General features: G+C 39.9%; 17 protein-coding genes. 14 read left to right on the top strand and 3 right to left on the bottom strand.

Features of this window, described 5'->3' with window-relative positions; all coding sequences use genetic code 11:
* Positions 1-11: 11 nt before the first annotated feature.
* Positions 12-1,562, bottom strand: coding sequence for a glycoside hydrolase family 10-like protein (locus LIS78_RS05155; protein ID WP_252284732.1), 1,551 nt, complete (start codon positions 1,560-1,562; stop codon positions 12-14).
* Between the two features lie 215 nt (positions 1,563-1,777).
* On the opposite strand from LIS78_RS05155, the gene LIS78_RS05160 reads away from it, so the two are divergent.
* The 13 genes from LIS78_RS05160 (at position 1,778) to rpiA (ending at position 12,751) form a co-directional block, all read left to right on the top strand.
* On the top strand, positions 1,778-2,632 hold the full coding sequence (locus LIS78_RS05160) for a MurR/RpiR family transcriptional regulator (protein WP_013055719.1): 855 nt from the start codon (positions 1,778-1,780) through the stop codon (positions 2,630-2,632).
* A 14-nt stretch (positions 2,633-2,646) separates the two neighbouring features.
* Complete coding sequence (locus LIS78_RS05165; RefSeq protein WP_013055720.1) at positions 2,647-2,952, top strand: PTS sugar transporter subunit IIB; 306 nt, start codon at positions 2,647-2,649, stop codon at positions 2,950-2,952.
* An 82-nt stretch (positions 2,953-3,034) separates the two neighbouring features.
* On the top strand, positions 3,035-4,336 hold the full coding sequence (locus LIS78_RS05170; RefSeq protein WP_013055721.1) for a PTS sugar transporter subunit IIC: 1,302 nt from the start codon (positions 3,035-3,037) through the stop codon (positions 4,334-4,336).
* A 54-nt stretch (positions 4,337-4,390) separates the two neighbouring features.
* A complete protein-coding gene (locus LIS78_RS05175; protein WP_053486903.1) occupies positions 4,391-4,657 on the top strand; it encodes a hypothetical protein in 267 nt (88 codons plus the stop codon).
* 16 nt (positions 4,658-4,673) lie between these two features.
* Positions 4,674-5,981 carry a 6-phospho-beta-glucosidase gene (locus LIS78_RS05180; protein WP_252284733.1) on the top strand — a complete coding sequence of 436 codons (1,308 nt, stop codon included), beginning with the start codon at positions 4,674-4,676 and terminating at the stop codon, positions 5,979-5,981.
* 9 nt (positions 5,982-5,990) lie between these two features.
* Complete coding sequence (anmK, locus tag LIS78_RS05185) at positions 5,991-7,136, top strand: anhydro-N-acetylmuramic acid kinase AnmK (RefSeq protein ID WP_252284734.1); 1,146 nt, start codon at positions 5,991-5,993, stop codon at positions 7,134-7,136.
* Positions 7,137-7,153: 17 nt separating this feature from the next.
* Positions 7,154-7,489: a PTS lactose/cellobiose transporter subunit IIA gene (locus tag LIS78_RS05190; protein ID WP_013055725.1), complete on the top strand. Its 336-nt coding sequence runs from the start codon at positions 7,154-7,156 to the stop codon at positions 7,487-7,489.
* The gene (locus LIS78_RS05195; protein WP_252284735.1) at positions 7,486-8,574 is read left to right on the top strand and encodes a DUF871 domain-containing protein; all 1,089 of its coding nucleotides are present in this window, start codon (positions 7,486-7,488) and stop codon (positions 8,572-8,574) included. The genes LIS78_RS05190 and LIS78_RS05195 overlap by 4 nt, the downstream gene beginning before the upstream one ends.
* A 4-nt stretch (positions 8,575-8,578) precedes the next feature.
* Complete coding sequence (locus LIS78_RS05200; protein ID WP_252284736.1) at positions 8,579-9,472, top strand: BadF/BadG/BcrA/BcrD ATPase family protein; 894 nt, start codon at positions 8,579-8,581, stop codon at positions 9,470-9,472.
* A gap of 35 nt (positions 9,473-9,507) precedes the next feature.
* On the top strand, positions 9,508-10,422 hold the full coding sequence (gene murQ / locus LIS78_RS05205; protein WP_209151065.1) for an N-acetylmuramic acid 6-phosphate etherase: 915 nt from the start codon (positions 9,508-9,510) through the stop codon (positions 10,420-10,422).
* Positions 10,423-10,518: 96 nt separating this feature from the next.
* Positions 10,519-11,277, top strand: a complete 759-nt coding sequence (locus LIS78_RS05210) for a carbon-nitrogen hydrolase family protein (protein ID WP_252284737.1) — start codon at positions 10,519-10,521, stop codon at positions 11,275-11,277.
* Between the two features lie 132 nt (positions 11,278-11,409).
* The gene (locus LIS78_RS05215) at positions 11,410-12,000 is read left to right on the top strand and encodes a YvcA-related protein (RefSeq protein WP_252284738.1); all 591 of its coding nucleotides are present in this window, start codon (positions 11,410-11,412) and stop codon (positions 11,998-12,000) included.
* 82 nt (positions 12,001-12,082) lie between these two features.
* Positions 12,083-12,751: a ribose-5-phosphate isomerase RpiA gene (gene rpiA, locus LIS78_RS05220; RefSeq protein ID WP_252284739.1), complete on the top strand. Its 669-nt coding sequence runs from the start codon at positions 12,083-12,085 to the stop codon at positions 12,749-12,751.
* A 32-nt stretch (positions 12,752-12,783) separates the two neighbouring features.
* Here rpiA and LIS78_RS05225 read toward each other — a convergent pair whose 3' ends face one another.
* A complete protein-coding gene (locus LIS78_RS05225; RefSeq protein WP_013055735.1) occupies positions 12,784-13,377 on the bottom strand; it encodes a YdbC family protein in 594 nt (197 codons plus the stop codon).
* A gap of 136 nt (positions 13,378-13,513) precedes the next feature.
* Between LIS78_RS05225 and LIS78_RS05230 the strand changes: the two genes are divergently transcribed.
* Positions 13,514-15,445 (top strand): hypothetical protein, encoded by a 1,932-nt coding sequence (locus LIS78_RS05230; protein ID WP_252284740.1) that lies wholly within the window; start codon positions 13,514-13,516, stop codon positions 15,443-15,445.
* A gap of 68 nt (positions 15,446-15,513) precedes the next feature.
* Here LIS78_RS05230 and LIS78_RS05240 read toward each other — a convergent pair whose 3' ends face one another.
* On the bottom strand, positions 15,514-16,587 hold the full coding sequence (locus LIS78_RS05240; RefSeq protein WP_286676943.1) for a L,D-transpeptidase family protein: 1,074 nt from the start codon (positions 16,585-16,587) through the stop codon (positions 15,514-15,516).
* Positions 16,588-16,944 lie beyond the last annotated feature (357 nt).

A 16,944-nucleotide genomic window follows, 5' to 3' on the forward strand; every position in this document is an offset into this window, starting at 1 on the left:
TAGAACCTTTTTTAATGAGGTGCTTTTACAGTAAGCGTGCGGGAAACAGCACTTTCGTTATGCAAACGGTCAACAGAGGTTACAACATATGTGTATGTTTGATTTTTGAGTGCATTTTGATCTACAAACAATTGTTTTTCTCCTGTTTTCCGAACGGTTGTCAGCAAGTTTTCTGCGTTGTTAATGTCGCCTTTTTTATTGCCTTGAAAGCGATAAATGGCATAATAAGCGGAATCATTCTGCTGATGATCTCGAATTTCAAACGCTGCTTCTTTTGTATGAGGGCCCGCGTTTTTTAATTTTGGTGCTTTTGGGGCCGTATTATCAAGCCAAGGCATTGACGGAATAAGCGCAGGGTGTTTATAAATATCGTTTTGCAGCTTGTATTTTATTCCTAGCGGGTTTCGGTTCAAATCTTTCAGGCTAAAATGCATGCTCCCCTGTACTTCTGGAAACTGGTGATTCAGAGCAATTTGCCTTGGGTACTCATCGGGATCAGACCAAGCTTCCACCGCGTTGTTATTAATTTTGTAAGCAGCTTGTCCAATATAAAGGTGGACTGGCTTTCCGCGAACTTCATCTCTCCACCAGTTGAGCAGCGTATCGTAAGCAGCGGGTTCAAATCCGATATTCCAATAAATTTGCGGAGTGATGTAATCAATGTATCCATTTTGAATCCACGTACGCGTATCGGCATACAAATCATCGTAGTTTGTTTGTCCAGCAGTCGTCTTAGAGCCAGTTGGATCATTAGCAATGTTTCTCCATACGCCGAACGGACTGATACCAAACTTTACGTATGATTTTGTTTTTTTAATAGACGTGTTTAAATCTCGAACAAGCTGATTAACATTGTCACGTCGCCAGTCTTCAATGTTGGAAAACGTTTGAGCGCCATAGGTTTCATATGTTTTTTGATCTGGGAACGTTTGACCTGCAATTTTGTAAGGGTAAAAATAGTCGTCCATATGAACAGCATCAATATCATAGTTTCTTACGACTTCGAGCACTTCTTCAATAATAAAGTTTTTTACTTCTGGAATACCTGGGTTATAGTAGAGTTGTTTTCCGTAGGAGACGACCCAATCAGGATGTTGTTTGGCAGGATGATTATCGGCTAGTTTGTTTAAATCAGTATGATTCATGGTAATGCGGTAAGGGTTAAACCATGCGTGGAATTCTAAGTTGCGCTTATGTGCTTCGTCTACCATAAAGGCTAGAGGATCATAGCCGGGATCTTTTCCTTGTGTTCCGGTTAAATATTCTGACCACGGGCCATATTTTGACGGATAAAAGGAATCAGCAGTGGGTTTAATCTGAACAACTACAGCATTCATCCCCATCTTTTTTACTTCATCTAGCAAATAGGTAAACTCTTTTTTCTGCTGCTCAACCGGAAGACCAGGCTGAGAAGGCCAGTCAATGTTGTATACGCTTGCAATCCAAGCGGCTCGAAGCTCCCGCTTTTGATACGTAGTAGGTACGTCTGCTTTAGCAGGTAATGTGCTCGAACAAAACAGCAGCAAAAACAAGATGCCTCCAACCCATTTTTTAATATGCATGTTCGTTCCTCCTTTTTTTTTGGTTGAGATAAAATTTCTTTCATAATATAGCATGCGGTCGTTATATTCACAATAGATTTTAATAAAATATTCTGAAAAATAAAATAAAGTTTTAAAAATATCAGAAAAATATTGAAATTAAACTTCAGAAAAAATATAATAATGGTAATTTAAAGAATATTTTAGAAATACGTTGCTTAACGATGGAGGAATTCATGCGCCAATTTTCCGTACTTACTTTAATCGATGCACAAATGAATCATTACAGTCCTGCTGAAGGAAGAGTAGCTGATTACGTGCTAGAAAATCCCACGACCACGTTGAACTTAACGACCAAACAGCTAGCTAAGCAGTGTCAGTGCAGCGAAGCTACGATTATTCGCTTTTGTCAGCGTGTAGGCATTAATAGTTTTAAAGAATTAAAGATTGAATTAGCAAAAGATGCTCATAAGGTGAATACCGAACAGCTGCCGAATCTTCCAGTTAATTTTGAAGACGAGACCGATGCTGTGCTTGAAAAAGTCATAAGCAAAAGTATGAGCGCACTGATGAATACAAGTCGATTAGTGAGCACTTCTGCAATTGATGCAGCTGCGGAAGCTATTCATGGAGCGAAACGAGTGTTTTTATACGGAGCAGGAGGATCATCTGTAGTTGCACTAGATGCTCAGTATAAACTGCTTCGAATTGATATTTCGGCTCTGTTTTCATTAGATAGCCATGTTCAAATGGTGATGGCTACGAATATGACAAAAGATGATGTGCTGTTTGTGGTATCCACTTCCGGTCAAACAAAAGAAGTGATAGAGCTGATGCAAATAGCCAAAGACAAAGGAGCAGCGGTCATTTTGCTAACGCAGCACGGATCATCGCCAGCTTCTAGATTAGCTGATATTCTGCTGACTATTTCGGTAGAAGAACAGCATATTCGAATTGGAACGATGAGCGCTCGTATTGCTCAGTTAGCCATTGTAGATGCGATGTTTATACGGTTATGTATTCAAAAAGGCAATCAAGTGTTTGAACGCATAATCGATACACATAATGTAATTCAAAAAATAAAGAGGTAGGGGGAAACGAGAAAATGAAGGTATTGTTTGTATGTTCTGGAGGAATGTCAAGTGCGATTGTGGTAAAAGCATTAAAAACGGAAGCCCAAAAGCACGGAACGGATATGGAAGTGCTGGCAATTGGAACAAATGAAGTGGCAGAGGAAATTCAAAAGGGCTGGGACGTTGTAATGGTTGCACCGCAGATTCGTCACCGGTTTAACGCAGTGAAAGCGGAAGCGGATAAAGCTTCTGTTCCATGCGGGCCCATTCCGCCGCAGGCTTATACGCCGCTTGGAGGTCCGACGCTTTTTAAAACGGTTCAACAGCTCGTTAGCTAAGAAAAGCAGGTGTATTCCTGCTTTTTAAATAGATAAGGGGTTTAGCTTACACAAGGGGAGAATATAGAGGGGGAAAGGGTATATGAGCAAATTTGTGTCGTTTTTAGAGAACAATTTATCGGGACCCATGGCCAGGTTATCAGAACAGCGGCATCTTCAAGCCATTCGCGATGGTGTTATTTCCGCTTTGCCGTTTATCATTATCGGAAGTTTTTTCTTGATTCTAGCGTTTCCGCCTGTGCCTCAAGATAGCACAATTGCGAAATGGGCCGCTGATAACAGCGCCAACATTTTAATACCATATCGAGTAACGATGTTTATTATGTCTTTATATATAGCCTTTGGGATAGGATACAACTTGTCTAAAAGCTATAATCTCGATCCGCTGTCAGGAGCGCAAATTGCAGTAGCTGCACTACTTCTTACGCTGACTCCAAAGCTGATTGAAGAAGAAGGGTTTATGCTTCCAATGACAAACCTTGGAGGTCACGGTTTATTTGTAACGATGATTGTATCGATTTTATCGGTCGAAATTCTCAGGTTTTGTAAAGCAAAAAATGTCACCATAAAAATGCCGGAACAAGTGCCGCCTTCGGTATCGAGGTCTTTTGAAGCACTAATTCCGGTTGCGATTGTTGTGGTACTTATGACGATTATTACCATTGTTTTAGGTATCGATCTTCACCATTTAGTTGATAAACTAGTTGCTCCGCTTGTGGAAGCAGGAGATAGTTTAGCAGGAGTGTTAATACCGGTCTTCTTAATTACGTTTTTCTGGTCATTTGGAATCCACGGCGTCTCTGTTGTTGGGACAGTGGCACGGCCTGTATGGGAAGTGTATTTAGCAAAAAATGCTGAAGCGGTAGCAGACGGAGCTTCCACGCTTCCGTATATTGCACCTGAAACGTTCTTTCAGTGGTTTGTTTGGATCGGAGGATCTGGAGCGACGCTAGGCCTTGCTTTAGCGATGCTGTTTTTCTCAAAATCTAAATATTCGAAAGCGCTTTCTAGGACATCTTTTATTCCAGCGGTTTTTAATATTAACGAACCAATTATTTTCGGTCTGCCAATTGTCTTAAATCCTATTTTAATTATTCCATTTATCATTATCCCGATTATTACAACGATCATTTCATACGCAGCAACGGCGACAGATCTTATTACTCCAACCTATGTAATGGTTCCTTGGACGCTCCCGGCGCCAATCGGAGCTTATCTATCAACCGGAGGAGACTGGCGGGCGGTTGTGCTAGTCGTTATTAATATTGCTATTTCTGTTGTCATTTATCTTCCGTTCTTTAAAATGTACGACCGAAAGATGGTCGAAATGGAAAAAAGCGATGAAGCAACGGTTGCACCATCCGATAGTTCAGTTCAAATGTAAAGAAAGAGAAGCCAACTTGTTTGGCTTCTATCTCTTTAGTAGGAGTGAGGGTCAATGTTTGTTCGGTTTCGATATAAAACTGTGTTTTTATTTCTGTTAACCATGGTTCTTTGCAACGTTATTTTTACACCTCTGCTGCAGTATGCAGGTTTATCAGCGCAGCATAGTTTATTTGCCATTACAAGCCTATCAGCAGCGCTGCTTACAACATTTATTTCCATTCGGCTTTCAACCGCAGCTTTATCTAAAACCGCCGTTTGTATACGCTTTGTTTTGCTAGGAATAGGGTGCACAGCCGTTACATATTTAGCCGTTTTTTAACAAGGAGGGGCAAAAAATGAAAGTAGTGACAATAGGGGGAGGATCAAGCTACACACCGGAATTGGTCGAAGGGTTTATTAAACGATATGATGAGCTTCCAATTCGAGAGCTATGGCTTGTAGATGTTGAAGAAGGAAAAGAGAAACTTGAGATTGTAGGGGCACTTGCGAGAAGAATGGTCAAAAAAGCAAGTGTTGATATGGAAATTCATTTAACGCTTGATCGACAAAAAGCGTTGATAAATGCTGATTTTGTAACGACACAGCTTAGAGTAGGTCAGCTTGATGCGCGTATTCAAGATGAACGCATCCCTCTTAAGTACGGAATGATTGGTCAAGAGACAAACGGGGCGGGAGGATTATTTAAGGGCTTACGAACGATACCGGTTTTGTTGAAAATTGCCGAGGAAATACACGAAGTTTGTCCAAACGCCTGGCTTATTAATTTTACAAATCCTGCAGGTATGGTAACGGAGGCGCTGCTTCGCTACGGAAAGCATTCTAAAGTAGTAGGAGTCTGTAACCTGCCTGTACATATGACAAACTCCATCGCCAGCTTGCTTCAAATAGAAAAAGAAGATGTTCACATTGAATTTGCAGGGTTAAATCACTTGGTATATGGACTGCATGTGTATGCAAAAGGAAAGGAAGTAACGCAAGAAGTCATTCGGCGATTAAGTGATCCAAAGTCCCAAGTAACAATGAGAAACATAGCTCCTATTCCGTGGCAACCGGATTTTTTGGAAGCTCTTGGCGTGATTTTATGTCCTTATCACCGCTACTACTACAAAACAAAAGAAATATTAGCAGAAGAGCTTCTGGCCTTTCAGTCAGGTACCACGCGCGCTGAAGCGGTCAAAGCATTAGAAGCCGAGCTTTTTGAACTCTATAAAAATCCAAATCTAGAAATGAGGCCTCCGCAGCTGGAAAAACGAGGAGGCGCTTATTACAGCGATGCCGCATGCAATTTAATTTCATCCATTCATAACGATAAAGGCGATATTCAAACATTAAATGTAAAAAACAATGGCGCTATTTCCTCACTCCCAAACGAATCTGCGGTTGAAGTAAACTGTGTAGTAACAAAGCAAGGGCCAGTACCACTCGCTGTCGGTGAACTTCCGGTAGAAGTGAATGGACTTGTGCAGCAAATTAAATCGTTTGAACGAGTAGGGGCAGAAGCTGCGGTTACAGGATCTTATGAAAAAGCACTAGTTGCGCTGAGCATTAATCCGCTTGTTCCAAGTGACGAGCTGGCTAAGTCGGTCTTAGATGAACTGCTTCAAGCTCATCGCAAGTATTTACCCGCTTTTTTAAGGAAGTGAACGCGTAGTATGTATGCTGTTGGACTTATGTCAGGAACGTCACTCGACGGAATTGATGCAGCTCTTGTTCAAATTGAAGGAAGCGGCTATGAAAGTAAAGTTAAGCTTCTTTATTTCATTACCATGCCGTTTTCACCGCAGTTAAAAAAGGAAATTGAGCAGGCGCTTTCTTTTGAACATTCAAATGTACAGCTGATCTGCAGCTTAAATTTTAAACTTGGCTATGCATTTGCAGATGCAGTGAAAAGAGTGTGCCAAGAAGCCGGCTTTTCTCTTGAACAAATAGATGTTATTGGATCGCATGGGCAAACCATTTACCATCAGCCTTATGCTTCGGGAAGTACAGCGATGTCTACACTCCAAATTGGAGAGCCGGCTGTTATTGCCTATGAAACCAAAACGAAGGTAGTAGCAAACTTCAGAGTGATGGACATGGCAGCGGGCGGGCAGGGTGCTCCGTTAGTTCCTCACACGGAACGGATTTTGTACAGCCGCGCTGACCATACAAGGCTGCTTCAAAACATTGGAGGTATTGGAAATGTAACGTTGGTTCCGCCAAAACACTCTCCTATACCTGTAGTAGCTTTTGATACGGGGCCGGGAAATATGATGATAGATGAAGCGTGTCAGCAGCTTTTTAATGTTTCATTTGATGAAAATGGGCGTTTAGCAGCTGAAGGAAAGATTATTTCAGAGCTTTTAGAAGACTGTATGAATCATGATTACATGAAGCTTTCTCCTCCTAAATCGACGGGAAGAGAACTGTTCGGTACACAGTACACAAAGAGACTGCTAGAGAAATATAGCAAACATAAAAAAGAAGATCTGCTAGCTACAATTACTATGTTCACGGCATCATCCATTGTACATCACTATGAAACATTTATTTTTCCTGCCTATTCTATTGACGAAGTGATTATTGGAGGAGGCGGAAGTTATAACAATACGCTGATGAATATGATTAAAACACAGCTCGGGAAGCGCTGCAGCGTGTACACACAAGAAGAAATTGGAATGTCTTCAGAAGCAAAAGAAGCCGTAGCTTTTGCGGTGCTCGCAAATGAAACACTTTCAGGTTATCCAAGCAATGTACCAAGCGCAACCGGCGCCTTGTCTCCTGTAATATTAGGAAACATTACGCCTGCACCACTATAAAAAAGGGGATGGAAGAAATGACAGAAGCAGCAAATATGGAAAATGAAATTTTTGAACTTATTGCATACGGAGGAAATGCTAGGTCACTTGCATATGAAGCGTTAGAAGCAGCTGAAGACTATGATTTTAATAAAGCTGACGAACTTTTAAAGCAGTCTCAAGAAGAGCTCAGTCATGCTCATAAAACGCAAACTGCGCTTATTCAACGTGAATTGAACGGAAAAACAATTGAAAAGTCGCTGCTTTTAATTCACGCACAAGATCATTTAATGACGGCTATTTCAGAGCAAAAATTAATTGAGCATATGATTAAGCTTATTAAAAAATTTAAAAAAGAAGGCGAAAATCAATGAAAAAGCTAGGTATTGCGATTTACCCGGAACATTCGACTGTCGAAAAAGATAAAGCGTATATAGCACTTGCGCATCAATACGGATTTACCCGCATTTTTACATGCTTGCTTTCTGTTGAAGGCGATCAGAAAAAAGTAATGGCAAATTTTAAAGAAATCATTGAGTTTGCCAATGAGCTAGAGATGGAAGTAGTAGTGGATATCGCTCCTCGCGTATTTGGGGCGCTTGGCATTTCTTATGATGACTTATCTTTTTTTCACAAATTAGGGGCTTATGCTATTCGTCTTGATCTAGGGTATACGGGAAATGAAGAGTCCATTATGACCTTTAATCCATACGGCTTAAAAATTGAAATTAATATGAGCAATGCAACGAAGTATGTGGATAATATTTTAAGTTACCGACCGAATCGAAAGCAGCTGCTCGGGTCGCACAACTTCTATCCTCATCGATACGCGGGATTGTCGTATGATCACTTTGTAAAGTGTTCAGCATTGTTTAAAGAACATAACCTTGAAACAGCAGCCTTTATTAATTCACCAAGCGCTACTTTTGGACCGTGGCCTGTTACTGAAGGGCTTTGTACGCTTGAAATGCATCGCGCGCTTCCGATCGACGTGCAGGCTAAGCATCTTTTTAAAACGGAGTTAATTGATTGTGCAATTATTGCGAATGCTTATGCATCAGAAGAAGAAATGAAGGCGCTGCGTGATGTTGTTCAGCAAGAGCGCTTTACTTTTAATGTGACGCTGTATGATACGATTACTGAACTTGAGAAAAAAATTGTGCTGGAAGAGTTTCATTTTTACCGCGGAGACGTATCCGATTATTTAATTCGCTCTACGCAAAGCCGAGTAAAATATAAAAAAGAAGAATTCAAGCCTACGCATACTCCTTCCATTCGAAGAGGCGATATTTTAATAGAAAATGAACTCTACGGACAGTACAAAGGAGAGCTGCAAATTGCGCTGTTAGACATGGAAAACTCAGGTAAAACAAACGTAGTAGGACGCATTGCAGAAGAGGAAATATTCTTATTAAATGAACTGCAGCCATGGGACAAATTTGCTTTTTGTGAGCGGTGATGAAATGGACTATATTATTGGTATCGACGGTGGCGGAACAAAAACAGAAGGCGCTGCGTACAGCTTAGACGGTCAAGAGCTCGCTGCTTCAAAAAGCGGCTATGGAAATTTGCTTATTAATTACAATACGGCTATTACTCATATTGATGAATGTATTACGGCGTGCAAAACTGCGCTTGCTGGTCATACATGTAAAGGCATTTCACTAGGACTTGCTGGAAGTAAAGCATTATCTAAAGAAGAAATAAAAAGATATTTTTATGATCGTTATCAGGTAGAAGTAGGTTTATATGATGACGCCATGATTGCACATGAAGCACTACTACATGGAAAAGACGGGATTTTAACCATTGCAGGAACTGGAGCCGTCAGCATTGGGAAAAAAGACGGGGTGTACGAATACGGAGGAGGGTGGGGACACCTTCTTGGAGATGAAGGAAGCGGATATTGGATTGGTCTTCAAGCACTTATATTGCTGACGAAAGAGCATGATCAAAGCCGTCCTTACAGCAGCCTTAGTCAGACAATCTTGCAACATGTAAAAGCAGATACCATACACGATATAAAAAAGTTTGTCTATTCATCTCCTAAATCAGAAGTTGCTTCACTCACTCCGTTTGTTGTAAATCAAGCGAGAAATCATAAACAAGAAGCAAGTGACATTCTTCAACAAGCTGGAAAGAACCTCGCAAACATGACTCTTCATTTATATAAGAAACAGCAGTTTGAAGGGAGCTGCTTGCTGGCATGCAAAGGCAGCATTTTAACGGAAGTTCCAGAAGTATTTAATGTTTATAAGGAAGCGTGTGAAAAAGAAATAAAGCATATCCAGTGGACAACACAGCGAGTATCATCTGCTAAAGGAGCTTATCAGCTGTTCATGAACGAGTATAAATAGAGAAAAAATGATGGTGGAAAAGGCAGGGGATCACAGTGAACTTAAATCATATCTTAACAGAAAAACGCAATCCGCAAACCTTAAACATTGATGAATTGTCAAGCCTGGAAATTGTAAAAAAAATTAATGAAGAAGATCATCAAGTGCCTCATGCAATCAATAAGGTGCTGCCTGTTATTGCTTTGTTAGTAGATGAAATTGTCAGTGCTTTTAAACAAGGCGGACGTCTTATTTATATCGGAGCAGGTACAAGCGGACGTCTAGGTGTGTTAGATGCATCTGAATGCGTACCAACATTCGGTACACCTGCTGAACAAGTAATTGGTATCATAGCCGGGGGAGACAAAGCGCTTCGGCATGCGTTAGAAGGAGCAGAAGATAATAAAGAAAAAGCGATAGAAGATTTGAAAGCGATTAATTTATCAAATAAAGATATTCTTGTAGGTATAGCTGCAAGTGGAAGAACTCCTTATACATTATCAGCGCTTGGGTATGCAAACAGCCTGGGGGCAGTAACCGGCTGTGTTGTAAATTCTCCTCAATCAGCTATGGAACAAGAAGCAAAGTATGCAATAGTAGCAGAATCAGGGCCGGAAGTTGTAACAGGTTCAACAAGAATGAAAGCCGGAACTGCTCAAAAGCTTGTTCTTAATATGCTGACGACCGCTTCTATGATTCAAATTGGTAAAGTCTACAGCAATCTAATGGTAGACGTACAGCCGACTAATGATAAACTCGTACAGCGTGCTAAAAATATTATTGCGGAACTAACAGGCGTCTCACCAGAGGAGGCAGCGGAAAGTTTACAAACATACAAAACGCCAAAAGCCGCCATTCTTGCGCTTCTTACTTCTACAGAAGGTGATGATGTGCATCGGCTGCTTGATAAGCATGACGGACATTTAAAAAAAGCCATTGGAGAAGCAATGGAACAGCAGATTAAAGATTAAGCCGCCAGCAAATTAAATTATTTACGTCAAGATAAAAAACTCATGTTACGCTAGTAGCATGAGTTTTTTATGATATTGGAAGTGGAGGAGCAATGAATGAAAATTGGGTTAGCGCAAGTGAGATTTCCAAAGTCAGCCGCAGAGGGTGTAGAAACGGTAGAAAATTGTATGAAACACGCAGCAGAAGAAGGATGTAACCTTGTATGTTTTCCAGAATCAATTGTGCCGGGACTTAGAGGAGTAGGGTTTGAAGTTGAGACATACAATCACGAAATTCAACAAAATACGCTTTATAAAGTTAAGTTGCTTGCCAAACAGTTAAAGCTCAACGTAATTTTACCACTGGAATGGCGCGACGAACTTGGTATGCATTTAACTGCTTTTGTAATTGATGAAAATGGAAAAGAATTAGGGTATCAAACTAAAAATCAAATTGATCCGGCAGAAGATCAATTTGGTTATAAGCCTGGAAATGGCCGCCAGTTGTTTGAAATAAACGGCGTGAAATTCGGTATTGTTATTTGCCATGAGGGATGGCGCTATCCTGAAACTGTCCGATGGGCTGCTGTAAGAGGAGCCAGCATTGTGTTTCATCCACAGTTTACTGGTGAAGTACCAGATCCGAAGTTTTATGATTATGCAATGATTGCAAGAAGTACGGAGAATGGTATTTACTTTGCAAGCGTGAATTATGCCCTAGAGAACCAAAAAAGCACGACTTCTCTTCTTTCTCCAAAGGGTGAATGTTTGATAAAAGCGAAAGCTGAAAAGCAAGAACTACTAACGTATACGATAGAGCCCGGTAAGGCTAACCGGCTGTTAGCTCAGCGTCTGTTATCAAATTTACTATTGTAAAAAAGTTTATTTTCTCTAGTTAAATTAGCATGTGCGCTCTTATAACCCTTTGGTTATTTCTCCTTATGACGATATAAACGTCAATATGGTATTATCAAAAGTTAAAGGGGTATTAAAAGGTGTGTGGAAACAATGGATCGAAAAAAAGCCGCATCAGTAGCTGGAGCATTGGTCATTGCCGTAGGAATTTGGCTGTTTCAAAGCGGGAAATTTAAAAGTGAAGCGCAGGCAGATAAGTTTACGAGTACATTTTTGGTCGATCATGAACAAACAGACAATGGATTTGAATTATTTACTTCGGATACCAATCAATACATTATGTGGTTTCCGCTTCAGTATGTTATTCATAAATCTTCTTATAAAAGCAGTGAAGATGAAAGTGAAGTATGGACAGCATCAACGAAGGAAAATGATTCATACAATGCTGGGAAAATAACGGCTTTATTTTCTAAGAAAAAAAGCAAAGCAGCTCAAAATAAAATGGATGCGTTTCAGCCTGATTACATGTTAAAAGGTAAAAATGCAACGATTTATGTGAAAAAACAAACAAGAGATGGAAAGCATAGCATTTATCATGCTTATGTGAATGATGATTATTCAGACAAGTATATTTACTATACGTTTGAACTAAAAAGCAGCGAACAGACAAACAGTACAAAACAGCAGTATTGGGTAGAAAAAATTCTTCTAAATACACAGTTTCAAAAAAACTCAGCTGAATAGTCAGCTGAGTTTTTTCGTAAGGGTTCATAATACTTTTGCTTTTTTATGTAAACGGGTACAATATGAGTAAGGAGGCCTTTGTATGATTGAAAAACAAGCAGTTGGTGAAAAAGCAGCACAATTTGTTGAAGATGGAATGATTGTAGGGCTAGGGACAGGTTCAACAGCTTATTATACAATTGTAAAACTAGGTGAACGAGTAAAAAATGGATTAAACATCAAAGCGGTTCCTACTTCTCAAAAAACAGAAGAGCTGGCAAGGAAACTAGGTATTCCCATTGTTACCTTAGCGGATGTTGAATATATTGATATAGCAATTGACGGAGCGGATGAAGTGGATAGCGAACTTTCTTTAATTAAAGGAGGAGGAGGCGCACTGCTTCGAGAAAAAATGATTGCGTACGCAGCGAAGCGGTTTATCGTGATTGCGGATTCTAAGAAAATAGTGAAGACGCTAGGAGCTTTTCCTCTTCCTGTTGAAGTTATACGTTTTGGCTGGGAAATGACGGCGAAGCACATTCGCAGTGCAGGTTGTGTACCGCAGCTTAGGCTTTTAGAGGATCATACGCCGTTTATCACCGATAACGGAAATTACATTCTAGACTGCCATTTTTCAGAAATTGAAAATCCTGCTGAGTTGGAAAAACAGCTGATAAGGGTTCCAGGCGTAGTAGAAAGCGGTTTGTTTGTAGGAATGACGGAGGAAGTCATTACCGTACAAAATCAAGATATTCATATCATAAAAAAATAGAAGCTTTGGCGTCGGGCCTAGGCTTCTATTTTTTAATTGGAAAGAACGTTCCAATTTTTCTCTAATTGATATATGTATTGAGACGCGTTCAGTACATTTGGATGAACGAAAGTATCAATTGTTTTTTGCGGACAAGCAGATCCGTATAATGAAAAAATGACAAGCTTGCTATGCTCGATTGGTGATACAACGTGAGATAAACAGCGATAAGAAGGATTTATCAAGCTTTTTACCATCTCATGGATATCTTCTTTGTCGTAAAAATCGACTTCAATTTCCGTCTTTACTAAATAACGGCTTTCAATGGCGCTGCTTCTATAATAATTGTAGCGTGCTCCTATGAAGTAAGACGGATCTGATGTTGAAACGTCCAAATTCGTATATGTTTGATCCTGCTTGCTTTTATAAAAAATAGAATCATGAGTATGCTTCATGAATTCTTGATAAGTTGTTCCATCTTCCCACAGAGCTAAAATACAAGCATCTGTTTCATCTTCCACGTTCCAACCCCCTAATTGGCCAATGAAACCATTCACGTGTGCAAGAGCAGCCCAATGCTGTTGCGTATATGAAAAAGATGCTTTTTTATCAGTCGGTATGCTGCATTTCACAATTTTTGTCAACATTCTCCCATCACCTCAATTAATTACTTCGATAAATGAAGGAAAAATCCTTCTAAAAAGAGGAAAATCATAGACATATCCCCCCTTTAAAAGCCATACATTTCAAATAGGACAATGTTAGGGAAAGAAGGGGAAATGAATGAAAGTTTTTCGTGCAAAAGCCTGTCAATCTCCTATGAGAAAAGGCTGGTCAATTATGTTTCAGCATCCGTTTAAAAAAGATGAAAGAGGCAGATCGCACCCGTTTGTTAAACGGTTTATGTATACAGAGCAACACGATGAAATTGACATTCTGGTTGAAGAGATGAATGAACTGCTGAGAGTGCAGGATTTTTGGACAAGTACTGCAAAAGGAAGAGCAAAAGCAAGATATGATGAACGAGTAGTGAATGCTTTTTATAACGATATTGAAAAAAGGACGAGCGAACAAATTGACAGTGAGTATGAGTACATTCATGTAATCGGAGAACAAGGAAGCGGCAAAACATCCTTGATCCGCCAGCTTCTTGGTATAAAAAAGGAATGTGGCTTTCTAGGAATAGGCAGTAAAGGCGCTTATTCTGCTACGTATAAGGTGAAGGATTCCCAACATTATGAAGCTGCCGTCTCTTTTTTTACGCGAAGTGAAGTGCAAAGGAAATTGGAGAATATCCTACTAAGAAGCGCTGAAGTGTATGCTGAAGGAGGCACGGATTATGACTTGGTCTTTGAGTTATTACACGGAGATTCCTCTTTTAATCTGCGCGCTCTTTTGGGAGATATCCCATACAAAGCCCGTTATTTTAATGATGATGTTCCTTTAAGAATGAGCGACGAAAATAGTTCATTCAAACAATTTGTAGATGCAATTAAACGAGAAAGTGAAATAGTAAAAGACGCTGTTGATCAAGAAGGAAGAGATTTTGCAGAGGTATGGCACAAGCGGCTTGAATGTAGGAAGATCACCGAGCAAATGCTTCTTGCAATTGAATCCCGGTTGAAAGAATACAAGGAAGGAACATGGGAAATAGGAGAAGACGACTGGCCAATATCCTGCCGTCTCACAGCAAAAGAGCTGTCTTCCTTTGGGCCGCTAACAAATGAAGAAGAAGAAAATAACGGACATCTTATTTATCCATTGTTTCGTAGAATTGAAGTTTGCGGCCCTTTTTCTTTTAAAAAAGGGGTAGCGATTTGCGAGCATCCGTGTTTTGAATATACGAGCACCATCCACGATTCTTTAAAAAAAGCAGCTTCTATTCTATACGTACATCATGGGCTTAAAGAATTAGATATTCAATTTCTTCAACAGCTCATCGTACATGGTCACGGTGCTAAGGTAAACGTTTGTGTTACACACGGAGATTTGCTTACCTCTCCAAGCTGCAGTACGGATTATGCTAAAAAACATGGCATGGCTAAAATGATAGATTATGCGCTTAAAAGCGTTTCACCTCTTATGAAAAAGCAGCTTCACTACTATTTAACAGTAGGGAGTACTACTATTTTAGAATGTGTACACGAGGAATTCAAAGAGAGTCACCTTCTGTATAAAGACTTAAAGGCAGCTTTAGTATCAGAAACGAGAAAAAAGCAGCAAGAGCTGCATCCTATTTATTTAAACTTGACTGTCTCTCAGGCTTTTTATGAAGCGATGGAGTCGCTGAACATTCCTTATATGGATAGAGAAACGTGTTTGAACATTTCTTTAGGAGAGCATGAAGGACCGGTGCCAGTCATTGCGTCCGCCTTTATTTCATCTGTCTACGAGCATTTTCTAAGCCAGCCGTCTGGGTGGTCAAGTACCTATCATTCGGTCACCGACCGACAGCAGGTTATTCAAGAATTGGCAGGTGAGTTTGCAACCGTCGTTTATTCCTATTTCAACGAACAGTTGCTTGAAAAATCCCGTAATGGCTGGCTCGCTCTTTATAAACAAAAAGAAGACGATCAAGCCTACAAATATAGCAGACTGATAGAAAACGTAATTCCTGCCAAAAATGATATCTATCAGCAGCAAATTCTTATGAGAACGGTTTATCAGTTGATCAAATATGTTGTAGAAAAGAAAGACGGCGTAATGGTTCATTAAGGAGTCAAGGGAGGTCAATATAAAAAAAGGTTTATCAATAAAAAAACAGAGCCTGATTTCAGGCTCTATTAGCGTTTAGAAATAGCAGTTAAAGTATTAGGTCCGGCAATGCCGTCAGCTGCTAGCTTATTGTCTTTTTGAAAATTACGTAAAGCAGCTTCTGTATTGGCACCGAAGATACCGTCTGTACCTTTTGTATTATAGCCAAGTGCTGTTAACTTCTTTTGAAGAGCTTGAACATTGCTGCCTTTGCTTCCTTTTTTAAGCGTTTGTTTTGTGTTAATTGTTGTATCTGCTGGTGGATTTGTTGGCTTTGGATTTGTTGGATTTGTTGGGTTTGTCGGTGTCGTCGGGTTCGGGTTCGTTCCTGAACTTCCTAAAGCTTTATACGTTGATGGGCCAACAATGCCGTCAGCCGTTAAGCCGTGGTCTTTTTGGAACTTACGAACAGCTGAATCTGTATTGACACCGAACACACCGTCCGTACCTTTTGTATTATAGCCAAGTGAAGTTAGTTTCTGCTGAAGTTCTTTAACTGCATTTCCTTTGCTGCCTTTCTTTAAAACAGTTCCTGTAGAAGGAGCTGGAGTAGAACCTGAGTTTCCAGAAACGTTGTACCCGTTTGCTGCGGCAATGTCGTTAAATGATTTAGAAGAAGTTGTAATCACTACTGGTGTACCGACGGTCACTTTACTAAATAACCATTCTACTTCTTCATCGTACATACGAACGCACCCGCTGCTTACATATTTGCCGATGGAAGCAGGATTATTATTTCCGTGAATAGCATACGTCGTGCCGTATGTACCTCTAGCATTTAGGCCTAGCCAGCGATTGCCAAGGGGATTTCTAGGATCTCCACCAGGAATGTTCCCTTTGTAATAAGGGCGATTGACGATTTTATTTACTACTTTGAAATGGCCTTCTGGTGTAAGAGACTGTGTACGTCCTGTTCCTACTGAAAACGTTCGGACAAGTGAACCATTTTGATAATAAGCGAGTTTATTCGTCGCTTTGTTAATAACAATTAAATGAGATGGTGTTGAAGCAGCTTCTGTTTTTGGAACTCCTACAAACAAGCAGGCTAGAGCTAAAATAGCTGATATGAGTACGATTGTTGTTCTTGATATTCTATTTGCCATGTGCTGCGCCTCCTTAGGCTGCATTAATGAAAAACGTATGATGCTTTGGGCTGTGCTATAAATTCTTCACTAATAAAATAAAAGACGAATAGCTGCATTTTCTATACCTGTATGTATGCGCTTAATAAGGAAATCATTAAGTAGAAAGACTTTACTAGCGGGAATTTATAATAATAAGAATAACTAAGCTTTTCTTGATAATTTGTACAACTTTAGGAATATAAGTTTACTAATCTAGCGGATTCACATTTACATAAGCATCACATCCTTTCCAGTTCTTCATTTTTATGTAAAGAAATGAAAGCGTTATACAGATTGTTTTGTAATCATATTGTAACATAGTTGTATTTTTTGTAC

Origin of the sequence: Priestia megaterium (assembly GCF_023824195.1) — a bacterium.
Lineage (GTDB): Bacteria > Bacillota > Bacilli > Bacillales > Bacillaceae_H > Priestia > Priestia megaterium_D.